This window comes from Nonomuraea sp. NPDC050536, from assembly GCF_044457685.1.
Taxonomy (GTDB): Bacteria; Actinomycetota; Actinomycetes; order Streptosporangiales; family Streptosporangiaceae; genus Nonomuraea.
In genome coordinates this window covers 623,553-633,274 of sequence record NZ_JBITHD010000003.1, presented here as the reverse complement: position 1 = coordinate 633,274, position 9,722 = coordinate 623,553, and the positions used below count along the sequence as shown (strand labels likewise).

12 protein-coding genes and 1 pseudogene are annotated in these 9,722 nt (G+C 69.1%); 5 read left to right on the top strand and 8 right to left on the bottom strand.

What is annotated here, in order from left to right:
* The 5 genes and pseudogenes from ACIBHX_RS13005 to ACIBHX_RS12985 form a co-directional block, all read right to left on the bottom strand.
* Nucleotides 1-393 (bottom strand): annotated as a pseudogene (locus tag ACIBHX_RS13005) (DNA-directed RNA polymerase subunit beta); the annotation flags it as partial.
* A 216-nt stretch (nucleotides 394-609) separates the two neighbouring features.
* Nucleotides 610-993 carry a hypothetical protein gene (locus ACIBHX_RS13000; RefSeq protein ID WP_397067039.1) on the bottom strand — a complete coding sequence of 128 codons (384 nt, stop codon included), beginning with the start codon at nucleotides 991-993 and terminating at the stop codon, nucleotides 610-612.
* A 79-nt stretch (nucleotides 994-1,072) separates the two neighbouring features.
* The gene (locus ACIBHX_RS12995; RefSeq protein WP_397067037.1) at nucleotides 1,073-2,146 is read right to left on the bottom strand and encodes a serine hydrolase domain-containing protein; all 1,074 of its coding nucleotides are present in this window, start codon (nucleotides 2,144-2,146) and stop codon (nucleotides 1,073-1,075) included.
* 102 nt (nucleotides 2,147-2,248) lie between these two features.
* Entirely contained in the window at nucleotides 2,249-3,685 is a 1,437-nt protein-coding gene (locus ACIBHX_RS12990) for a S1 family peptidase (RefSeq protein ID WP_397067035.1), read from the bottom strand.
* 83 nt (nucleotides 3,686-3,768) lie between these two features.
* Nucleotides 3,769-4,701, bottom strand: a complete 933-nt coding sequence (locus tag ACIBHX_RS12985) for a LysR family transcriptional regulator (protein WP_397067033.1) — start codon at nucleotides 4,699-4,701, stop codon at nucleotides 3,769-3,771.
* Nucleotides 4,702-4,796: 95 nt separating this feature from the next.
* Here ACIBHX_RS12985 and ACIBHX_RS12980 point away from each other — a divergent pair, with 95 nt between their 5' ends.
* Together ACIBHX_RS12980 and ACIBHX_RS12975 are read left to right on the top strand one after the other, a co-directional pair.
* Nucleotides 4,797-5,021, top strand: a complete 225-nt coding sequence (locus ACIBHX_RS12980; RefSeq protein ID WP_397067032.1) for a DUF6158 family protein — start codon at nucleotides 4,797-4,799, stop codon at nucleotides 5,019-5,021.
* The gene (locus ACIBHX_RS12975) at nucleotides 5,021-5,257 is read left to right on the top strand and encodes a hypothetical protein (protein WP_397067030.1); all 237 of its coding nucleotides are present in this window, start codon (nucleotides 5,021-5,023) and stop codon (nucleotides 5,255-5,257) included. Before ACIBHX_RS12980 ends, ACIBHX_RS12975 begins: the two co-directional genes overlap by 1 nt.
* Here the strand turns inward: ACIBHX_RS12975 and ACIBHX_RS12970 are convergent.
* From ACIBHX_RS12970 to ACIBHX_RS12960, 3 genes are all read right to left on the bottom strand, one after another.
* A complete protein-coding gene (locus ACIBHX_RS12970; protein ID WP_397067028.1) occupies nucleotides 5,254-6,390 on the bottom strand; it encodes a hypothetical protein in 1,137 nt (378 codons plus the stop codon). The two genes, ACIBHX_RS12975 and ACIBHX_RS12970, sit on opposite strands and share 4 nt — an antisense overlap.
* Before the next feature lie 117 nt (nucleotides 6,391-6,507).
* Nucleotides 6,508-6,669 carry a hypothetical protein gene (locus tag ACIBHX_RS12965; RefSeq protein ID WP_397067026.1) on the bottom strand — a complete coding sequence of 54 codons (162 nt, stop codon included), beginning with the start codon at nucleotides 6,667-6,669 and terminating at the stop codon, nucleotides 6,508-6,510.
* The gene (locus ACIBHX_RS12960; RefSeq protein ID WP_397067025.1) at nucleotides 6,666-6,851 is read right to left on the bottom strand and encodes a hypothetical protein; all 186 of its coding nucleotides are present in this window, start codon (nucleotides 6,849-6,851) and stop codon (nucleotides 6,666-6,668) included. The genes ACIBHX_RS12965 and ACIBHX_RS12960 overlap by 4 nt, the downstream gene beginning before the upstream one ends.
* Here ACIBHX_RS12960 and ACIBHX_RS12955 point away from each other — a divergent pair.
* The 3 genes from ACIBHX_RS12955 (at nucleotide 6,841) to ACIBHX_RS12945 (ending at nucleotide 9,714) form a co-directional block, all read left to right on the top strand.
* Nucleotides 6,841-7,638: an ATP-binding cassette domain-containing protein gene (locus ACIBHX_RS12955; RefSeq protein ID WP_397067023.1), complete on the top strand. Its 798-nt coding sequence runs from the start codon at nucleotides 6,841-6,843 to the stop codon at nucleotides 7,636-7,638. The genes ACIBHX_RS12960 and ACIBHX_RS12955 overlap by 11 nt on opposite strands.
* Nucleotides 7,635-8,879 (top strand): sugar ABC transporter permease, encoded by a 1,245-nt coding sequence (locus ACIBHX_RS12950; RefSeq protein WP_397067022.1) that lies wholly within the window; start codon nucleotides 7,635-7,637, stop codon nucleotides 8,877-8,879. The genes ACIBHX_RS12955 and ACIBHX_RS12950 overlap by 4 nt, the downstream gene beginning before the upstream one ends.
* Nucleotides 8,880-8,958: 79 nt before the next feature.
* Entirely contained in the window at nucleotides 8,959-9,714 is a 756-nt protein-coding gene (locus ACIBHX_RS12945) for a putative hydro-lyase (RefSeq protein WP_397067083.1), read from the top strand.
* Nucleotides 9,715-9,722 lie beyond the last annotated feature (8 nt).

The following is a 9,722-nucleotide window of genomic DNA, read 5'->3' as shown; positions in this document are numbered from 1 at the left end:
CTTGATCTCACCGGTGGTGTTATTGATGAACTCCGCCGTGACGAACATCGGGGCGGAGTAGGTCATGTCCTTGTCTTTGCACTCATCAACTGAGTGCTTAGGCGGCTCGAAGCGATGGTCGCGGAACGACAAGGACATGGTTCCGGAGAAGTCCTCGATGGGACTGATCTCTTCGAAGATCTCCTCCAGACCCGACTGGGTCGGGACGTCCTTGCGCCCGGCCTGCTGAGCCGCCTCGACCCGGGCCTTCCACTTCTCGTTGCCCAGCAACCAGTCGAACGACTCGGTTTGCAGGGCAAGAAGGTCAGGAACTTCGAGGGGCTCCTGGATACGCGCGAATGACACGCGACGGGGACCGGCGGGTACGGCGGAGGCGTTGCGCGAGGCTGCCAACAAATGTCCTTCCGAGGGATCGCGGTGGACTTACTGCACACATGCCAAAAGAGCGAGACGTCGAAGGGCAGCGTGGAGCGGCAGCATAACCCGAAAGGCAAACGAAATACAACAAATACATCATTTGTCAACCCTGATCCCGCATTCAGTATCGCATGTCCCTCTCTAAACCGTCAACCCGACACGACGTCGTGCCGGGTCGACGGTTGCCGAGCGCTAGAAGTTGCGGTGGATGACATTGGTCATGCGGTCGTTGAAGGAGTTGCCGAACACGTCCACGCCGCCGACCTTGGCGTAGATGTCGTCCTCGCGGTTGAAGATGGAGTCGTCCTCGTTGAGAACGTCGCGGGAGACAGTGGCCGACGACACCCCGTTGAAGCCCTGGCGGAACTCGTCGAAGACCTCGTCCTGGCCCCACAGGGAGAACCCCTGCACGGTGTCGCGGCCGCACGAGACGGTGACGGGATAGAAGTGCTGCGGGGTCTGGTTCCCGATGAACAGCGTGCACTGGTCGGCGAACGCCGGTGGCGCGACACTGGCGGCCAGTCCCGCGCCGAGGACGACGGCGAGCACGGGTACGGCGAATCTGCGAAGGATCATGGAGTCTCTCCTGATCATGACTTGGTGGTCCTGACACTGGAGAGGCGTTCCACACCGTTCCTCGGGGGTTCCCCGGAGGTTACGCCATGACGATCTTGATGAGTTCGGTCGCGGCGTCGAAGTCGAGGGCGATGTAGTTCTTCGTCAACGCGAACGCGATCCCCGTCGAAGCATCCGCGAAGGCGAAGCTGCCCCCGACGCCGCCCATGTTGAACGCCGTCTCCGACTCGCCCCCGGGAAGCCCGAGCGCCCAGCCGAGCGCCCACTTCGACGGGTTGCCGAAGACCTGGTCCACGCCCTCCGCCGCGAGCGCCGTCGCCGTGGCCACGCGGGCGGGCGGCAGGATCTGGACGCCGTGACCGAGCAGGGAGTCGTAGAGGCGGGCCATCGCGCGGGCCGAGTTCTTGCCGCCCGCCGGGATGTCGGCCGCCAGGACGTCGGTACGGTTGCCGAAGTCGGCCCCCGGCCAGGTGGCGATCGGACCCGCCTTGAGCATCGGCAGGTCGGCGGGCATCGACGCGGCCCAGTCGCCCGCCCCCGGTGGCTCCTCCAGCCGGGCCAGCCGCCCGTGCTCGGAGACGGGCATGCCGAAGTACAGCTCGTCGGCCAGGCCCAGCGGACCCGCCACGTCCTCGCGGAGGACCTGCGAGATCGGCTTGCCGGTGGCCCGCCGTACGACCTCACCGAGGATGTAACCGAAGGTGTAAGCGTGGTAGCCGACCTGCGTGCCGGGCTCCCACCACAGCTCCTGCGCGGCGATGGCCGCGCAGATCCCGTCCCAGTCGCACAGGCCCTCGACCGTGGTGTCCATCGGGATCTGCGGCACGCCCGAGGAGTGCGTGAGCACGTGCCTGAACGTCACGACCTGCTTGCCCCGCGCCCCGAACTCCGGCCACAGCGCGACCACCGGCGTGTCGTAGTCGAAGAGCCCGCGCTCGACCAGGAGGTGCGTGATGGTGGCGGTCATCGCCTTGCCGGTGGAGTAGGTGTAGAACACGGTCTCCGGCGTGACCGGGCGGCCCGTGGCCGAGTCGGCCACTCCGGAGACCGCGTCGACCATGAGCTCACCGTCGCGGTACACGGCCACCTGGATGCCCCGCTCAGGTCCCGACTCGGTCATCTTGTCGATGGCCTGCTGCACCTGCTCCTGCATGATGTCTCCTTTGTCGCGCCGGCTGGCAACCTACAGACTCGGCGACGGCCGGAAACTCATCGCGCCCGCCGGGTGGGGGCAACCCGGCGGGCGCAGGTCGAGCTACGGCCTGTTCAGGTCGAGCGTGTAGGAGCCGGATCCGCTGTAGGCGTGCACCCGGTAGCGGTAGTAGCCCGCCGTACCGCTGTAACTGATGGTCTCGTCGGGGTTGGGGCTGTTGGAGGTGGCCACGACCGCCCACGACGAGCCGTTCCACTTCTGCAGGTACAGGTCGAAGTCGGTGCCGGCGGGACCCTTCAGGCAGGCGGCGTGCGTGCCCGACACGGTCGACTGGTAGTACGACCCGTTCGGCTGGTAGCCGCTCTGACCCGAGGTCAGCGACCCGGTGTAGTGCTCCCGGTAACCCGTGCAGCCGGGCGGCGGCTGGCTGCCGCTGGTGACCAGCGTGAGCCCGCCCGTGGACAGGATCTCGTTGATGGGCTGGAAGAACGTGGTGCCGCCGCTGGTGCAGTCGCCGGACCCGCCGGAGGTCATGCCCTGTGCCTGGTCGCCGGAGATGAACGCGCCGCCGGAGTCGCCGGGCTCGGCGCAGACGTTGGTCTGCGTCAGCTCGTAGACCGTGCCCTCGGAGTAGTTGACGGTCTGGTTGAGCGCCTGGACGGTGCCGCAGTGCCACTGCGAGGTGGAGCCGGAGCGGCAGATCGAGCCGCCGGGCTGGGCGACGGTCGAGCCGTGCACGGGCAGGATGCCGGCGCTGTAGCCGTTGACGACGCCGGGCGCGGTCCAGTTGGAGTTGGTCGCCACCCACGAGTAGTCGTTGGTGGGGAAGGAGGAGATCTGGAAGGTGCCCTGCGCGACCTGGTTGGAGCCGTTGGTGGCGTCGCCGACGCTGCCGCAGTGGCCTGCGCTGGTGTAGCCGAGCTGCGTGCCGCGCCTGGCGGCGAAGCCGATCGAGCAGCGGTAGCCCTTGGCGGGGATGTAGTAGGCGTCGCCGCCGCGGATGTCGTAGAACAGCCGCGGACGCTCCTGCGCGACCGTCACCTTGACGGCGGCCGTGTCCACGCCGGACGAGGTGACCCAGGCATGCGCCTGATCAGCATCGGATGCCGACACCGTGACCGCGTTGTCCTGCGGCGTGATTCCCCATCCGAAGACCGACGAAGGTGCGGGGGAGCGGTCCAGCCCGTTCTTGACCGCCAGGAGCTGTGCGAACGAGCGCGTGAGGGTTCGGGCCTGCGCGCCGGACCCGGTGATGGCGGCGCTGTCGGAGGCCGACACGCTGGCCACGACCAGGGCCGCCTCGGGCCCCTCGTACCAGGCGCCGGCGTAGCGGTCGCCGAGCCGCTTGCGTAACGAGGGCACGACGAGGTTGCCGCGTGCCTCGCTGGCCATGCGGTTGACCGCCTGCTCCTGGGTGATGCCGAGATCGCGCGAGAGGGAGTCGACCTGTCCTGACGGCGGTTTCGAGGCGACGGCCGGGGTGGCCGTCAGCATGAGGGCGCCGATCGCGATCGCGATCAGTGCGGGAGTGCGAAGCATGTTAACTCCTCGCTGCCGGGGGTGCCGTCACCGTACGGCGGTTCCAGGAATCGAGGAGCTATCAATCTGCCCCTATCACGGTGTTATGGAATGGTGCCAAAACCCGGATTGCGTACCAGCCAATCGTGATAGACGGGGCATCGCCGTATGGAGTCCGCGTGCGCGTCCTTGGCCTGGGAGACCACCCACGCGGCGTCGGGGGCGGTGGGATGGCGGCCGAGCAGCTGCCGCCAGCGCAGCGGCGCGCCCGTCAGCGGCGCCATGACCAGCCCCGGCGCGGCCTGGTGGGTGGCCTGGCACAGCACCACGGCCCTGCCCACCTGCGCCAGGTGCGTGCAGGTGGGCACGTCGGTCTCGTAGATCGTGCCGGGGGTGAAGCCGGCGCGGGCGCAGGCCATCGCGAAGCAGTCGGCGAAGCAGCCGTCGCCCGGCGTCACCGCCCACTGCTCGGCCGCCAGATCGGCCAGCTCCAGCTCCTTCTCGCCGGCCAGCGGGTGGTCGGCGCCGAGCAGCACGAAGACGGGGTCGAGGCTGATCGACTCCCAGATGAGCGTGCCCGACGGCGTGCCCATGTCGCCGCAGGCGCCGGTCAGGACGTAGTCGAGGCGGCCGAACTCCACCATCGTGGTGAGCTCGTGCGCCGACCACGAGGTGAAGGTGCTGACCGTGCGCTCGGCGGCCAGCCGGTCGACCAGGCCGCCGAGCACCGGCCCGTTGGTCGCCCCGATGCGGAAACCGGGGGAGGAGGCGTGCGCGAAGCGGACGGCCTCCTCCTGTAACTCCTGTGCGGCGGGCAGGAGCACGCGCGCCCTGGCGAGCACCAGCTCGCCGAGCGGCGTGGGCCGCGCGCCATGACGGTCGCGTTCGAACAGGGTGCCGCCGAGCACTCTCTCGATGCGCTTGAGCTGGGCGGTCAGGGCCGGCTGGGCCAGCCCGAGCAGGGACGCGGCCTTGCTGACACTTCCCGCGTCCGCGACCGCGCGGACGATCCTGAGGTGCCTGAGCTCGAGGTCCATATCGGGAAGGTATGGCCGTGACACCAACTCGACAATGCCCTCATGTCAGGAAAAGTGACAGATATTGTCGGACCGGAGGCGGGTAGATGAACCACATGACGACGATGGGAATCGAACCGAGCCGCCTCTCCGACGCCGATCTGATCCGCGAACTGCGCCACCTGCACAGGACGCGCACCGAGACCTTCCTGCACGGGCCCGACGAGGCCCTCGAGCACCACACCGCACGCATGAACGAACTCGAGAACGAGTATCTGCGCCGCCACCCGGTGCGCGACGTCGATCCCGGCAGACTGCGGGAGTTCGCGAGGATGCGCTGATGAGTGAGCACCACGACGTTCAGGCGCTGTCGGACGTCGACATCCACGTCTACGAGGCGATCGCCGCGCAGGCGGTCGAGAGCGGAACCCCGGACGTGCCCGCGCTGATCCGCGCGACGGGCCTGTCGGAACAGCAGGTACGGCGGAGCCTGTCCACCCTGATCGAGCACGGCCACGTCGTACCCAGCGGCGACGGCTTCGCGCTGGGCCCCCACGACTTCGAAGTCGACTACTAGCACCTCGTGTGTTCTTGCGGGTCGGAGTGTTCCGAGGGCGAGCCGCGTTTGCGCATGAGCGCCACCACAGGCGCCGTGGAGATCGCCACCCCGAAGGCGATCACAGGCAGCAGCGTGGTGAGCACCGAGATGGAGTACACGCTGGAGCAGGGCAGGTCGGCGCCCATCATCGACAGCAGCACCAGGACGCCGGCCGTCAGCGCCATCCCGGCGATGATCGCGGTGACGAGGCCGACGACCCGGTCGAAGACGATCAGCTTGCGGATCTCGGCCGCGCCGTACTTGGCGATGACGTGGGAGGCGTCGAGCTGGAGGGTGTCCTGGATGCGGCCGGAGGTGGCGCAGGCGATCGCCATGGAGGCCAGCAGCGACGTCACGCCGAGCGTCGCCAGCGACAGCGTCAGCACCTGTGAGTCGGCGCTCCTGCGTGCGGAGACGTCCTGCAGTGTGAGGACGTCGTAGTGCGGGCCGACCACCTGGGCGATGCGCTGCCTGACGGGGGCGGGCGCCTGGCCGTGGTCGAGTGTCACCTGCAGGCCGCCCACCGTCAGCCGGCCGACGAGCCGGTGCGCCAGCTCGGGGCCCACGCCCAGGACGCCCTTGCGCATCAGGTCCGCGTTCACGTCGATCTCGACGACGCCCGACAGGCGCAGCCGCAGCGGCGTGCCCGCCTTGTCGTTGGTGATCAGCGTGTCGCCGGGCTCGACGCCGAGGGACTTGGCGGTCATCTCGTCCAGCACGGCCTCGTCGGGCCGCGCCGGCGGGCTGCCGTCGATCATGTGGATCAGCGGTAGCCCGTCCTCGGGCAGCAGCGCCGCCTGCACCGCCGCGGCCGAGGAGCCTTCGGCCCGCACCCAGACCGGGCCGCTGAGGATCTGCCGCACGGAGGAGACGCCGTCGATCGAGGAGATCCGCCGGATCGGTGAGCCGGCCGGCGTCGGGCGTGTTCCGGTGTCCATGTCGGCGGGCACCACTGCCAGGTCAATCCGCTGCGTGCCGAAGCACTGCAGGAAGCGGTCCTCCGCGGCGCCGCCGCTGTGGATGGCGGCGCCGACGAGGAAGGCTCCCGCGAGCGTGCCGAGCAGGCAGAGCGCGAGTGCCCAGCAATGGGCTTGAACCCTGCTGGTCCCCATAACGCTAACCATTCCGTGAAAGCGCCTGGAGTTTCCCGCTGCTAGGCAAAAGATGGCGAAATGTCGATCTACCTGAGGAAGTCCTCACTGCCCAGCGCCAGCTCGCCGAGCCTGTGGTCAGCCGGGCCTGAACACCGACCAGAGCAGGAAGCAGCCGCCGAACACGGCCATGGCCAGGCCCGTCCAGAGGTTCACGGCCGCGCCGGGGATGCCCACCGCGATGAGGATCACGCCGTAGAGCAGGAACAGCCCGCCGATGACTCGCCTGATGTCGTTCACAGGATCACTCCGTACAGCGCGGCGGCCAGGACGACTGCTCCGGTGCCCAGGATGACGGGGGAGCGGTACCACCTGGCGTCGCCTGCCAGCGCATCGTCCTGCAGGTCCACCGCGGTCAGCCCGTAGACCAGGCCGCGCAGCTGCTCCACCGGTTTGGGCGTGGTGACCAGGGTGACGATCACCGACAGCACCAGGTCCACCACGAAGGCCAGCCCGGCGCCCCAGAACGGCGCCGTGCAGGCGCTCAGCGAGGTCGAGCTCGAGGTCAACGAAGGCGAGGTGGTCGCGCTCGTCGGGGACAACGGCGCGGGAAAGTCCACGATGATCAAGGTCATCGCGGGCGTCGGGCCACCCGACACCGGCGAGATCCGCTTCATGGGCAAGCCGGTCACGATCAACAGCCCGCACACCGCGCAGGAGCTCGGCATCGCGACCGTCTACCAGGACCTGGCGCTCTGCGACAACCTCGACGTGGTCGGCAACCTGTTCCTCGGCAACGAGCTGCGCAGGGCGGGCGTGCTCGACGAGGTCGCCATGGAGAAGCGCTCACGCGGCCTGCTCCACACGCTCTCCATCAAGATCCCCAGCGTTCGCATCCCCGTCGCCTCGCTCTCCGGCGGCCAGCGGCAGACCGTGGCGATCTCCCGGTCGCTGCTGGGCGAGCCCAAGGTCGTGATGCTGGACGAGCCCACCGCCGCCCTGGGCGTCGAGCAGACCGCCCAGGTCCTCGACCTCGTCGAACGGCTGCGCGACCAGGGACATGCCGTGATCCTCATCAGCCACAACATGGTCGACGTCATGGCCGTCGCCAACCGCATCGCCGTGCTGCGGCTCGGGCGCAACAACGGCTTCTTCGACGCCCGCACCACCAGTCAGGAAGAGATCATCGCGGCCATCACCGGGGCCACGGACAGCGCGGTCAGCCGGCGCCAGGCACGCCGCAGGGACCAGGACGAGGAGGGCTCATGAGCAGCCAGACCCCCCTCCCCGAGACGCCGCTCGACCCGCGCCTGCTGGTGCGGGAGGAGGGGTTCGCCGGCTACCTGCAGGAGTTCAAGCGCCGCGTCAAAGGCGGCGAGCTCGGCTCGCTGCCCGTCGTCGTCGGGCTGATCGTCATCTGGCTCATCTTCCAGATCCTCAACCCGCAGTTCCTGTCCGCGCAGAACCTGTCGAACCTCAGCGTCGACATCGTGCCCACCGGCCTCATCTCGGTCGGCATCGTGTTCGTCCTGCTCCTGGGCGAGATCGACCTGTCCGCCGGGGCGGTGAGCGGGGCGTGCGCGGCGGTGCTGGCCGTACTGAACGTCAACAACGGCTGGAACCCGGTGGCCGCCATGGTCGCGGCCGTCGTGGTGGGCGCCGCGATGGGGCTCCTCCAGGGCTTCTTCTTCGCCAAGATCGGCGTGCCGTCGTTCGTCGTGACACTGGCCGGCCTGCTGGCCTGGACCGGTTTCCAGCTGTACGTGCTCGGGCCCAACGGCACCATCAACCTCGACAACGACGGGCTGGTGTCGCGGCTGACCAGCACCTACTTCGCCTACGTCATCGCCGCGTACGGCCTGGCCGCGGTGGCCACCGCCGCGTTCCTCGCCGTGTCGCTGGTGGGCAACAACCGGCGCAGGGCGGCCGGGGTGCCGTCGCGCACGCTGGGCGACATCGTCTTCCGCACGGTGGTCCTGGCGGTCGTGGCCTTCGGCGCGGCCTACATCCTTAACCTGTACAAGGGCCTGCCGCTGGCGCTGCTGATCTTCCTCATCGTGGTCGTCGTCACGGACTTCGTGCAGCGGCGCACCAAGTACGGCCGCACCATCTTCGCGGTCGGCGGCAACATCGAGGCGGCCCGGCGAGCGGGGATCAGCGTGGCCTTCGTCCGGATCACGGTGTTCGTCATCTCGGGCGCCTTCGCGGCGGTCGGCGGCATCTTCGCGGCCTCCCGCATCTCCAGCGCCAGCCAGGCCACCGGGCAGAGCAACGTCCTCCTGATGGCCATCGCCGCCGCGGTCATCGGCGGCACCTCCCTGTTCGGTGGCCGGGGCTCGACCTACTCGGCGCTGCTCGGCATGCTCGTCATCCAGTCCATCGCCTCCGGCATGGCCCTCCAGGGAGTCAGCAACGCCATCCAGTTCATCGTCACAGGAGCCGTTCTCCTGGCGGCGGTCGTCATCGACTCGGTCTCCCGCCGCAGCCAGGTGGCCTCAGGCCGCGTCTAGGTCTGAGGGACCGTAGTGGCGGGTTATTGTCGGGGGCCCGACGTACTGTCGGAGCGTGGATGTCGCTGGGCTGACGCCGATGGAGGCGCGCGGGCGGTTCCGGGCGGGTGAGCGGGTGCCGACCGCCGGGTGGTGCCGCGGATGGACGCAGGCGAACCTGATCGCCGTGCCGCGCGAGCTGGGATACGAGTTGCTGCTGTTCGCGCACCGGAACGCGCAGGCGTGCCCGGTGCTCGACGTGGGGGAGTCCGGGGCCACAAGCACGCGGCTGTTCCCCGGTGACCTGCGGACCGACCTGCCGGGATACCGGATCTACCGCGACGGGAAGCCGGTCGCCGATCGCGACCAGGTGGTCGAGGAGTGGCGGGACGACCTGGTGCCCTTCCTGATCGGGTGCAGCTTCACCTTCGAGGAGGCGCTGCTGCGGGCAGGCATTCCGATCCGGCACCTGGAGGCGGGCATCAACGTGCCGATGTACCGCACCAGCGTGCCGTGCGAGCCCGCGGGCTCCCTGTCGGGCCCGCTCGTGGTGTCGATGCGGCCGGTGCCCGCCGCGCTGGTCGACAAGGCGATCGAGGTCACGGGGCACTACCCGCAGGTCCACGGAGCGCCCGTGCACGTGGGTGACCCGGCAGCGATCGGCATCGCCGACCTCGGGCGGCCGGACTTCGGCGACCCGGTCGAGGTGCGGGCGGGGGAGGTGCCCCTCTTCTGGGCCTGCGGCGTCACACCCCAGGCCGCCATCATGGCCAGCGGCGTCCCCTACGCGATCGGCCACCTCCCCGGCCACATGGCCATCCTCAACGCCCGCGACCGCGACTACTACGTCCCCTGATGACTCCG

Excerpts from the sequence above, each read along its gene's own strand:
- ACIBHX_RS12945 (WP_397067083.1), top strand. The coding sequence starts at position 8,959 with ATGGAGGCGCGCGGGCGGTTCCGGGCGGGTGAGCGGGTGCCGACCGCC.
- ACIBHX_RS12950 (WP_397067022.1), top strand. The coding sequence starts at position 7,635 with ATGAGCAGCCAGACCCCCCTCCCCGAGACGCCGCTCGACCCGCGCCTG.
- ACIBHX_RS12980 (WP_397067032.1), top strand. The coding sequence starts at position 4,797 with ATGACGACGATGGGAATCGAACCGAGCCGCCTCTCCGACGCCGATCTG.
- ACIBHX_RS12970 (WP_397067028.1), bottom strand. The coding sequence starts at position 6,390 with ATGGGGACCAGCAGGGTTCAAGCCCATTGCTGGGCACTCGCGCTCTGC.
- ACIBHX_RS13000 (WP_397067039.1), bottom strand. The coding sequence starts at position 993 with ATGATCCTTCGCAGATTCGCCGTACCCGTGCTCGCCGTCGTCCTCGGC.
- ACIBHX_RS12985 (WP_397067033.1), bottom strand. The coding sequence starts at position 4,701 with ATGGACCTCGAGCTCAGGCACCTCAGGATCGTCCGCGCGGTCGCGGAC.
- ACIBHX_RS12995 (WP_397067037.1), bottom strand. The coding sequence starts at position 2,146 with ATGCAGGAGCAGGTGCAGCAGGCCATCGACAAGATGACCGAGTCGGGA.
- ACIBHX_RS12990 (WP_397067035.1), bottom strand. The coding sequence starts at position 3,685 with ATGCTTCGCACTCCCGCACTGATCGCGATCGCGATCGGCGCCCTCATG.
- ACIBHX_RS12975 (WP_397067030.1), top strand. The coding sequence starts at position 5,021 with ATGAGTGAGCACCACGACGTTCAGGCGCTGTCGGACGTCGACATCCAC.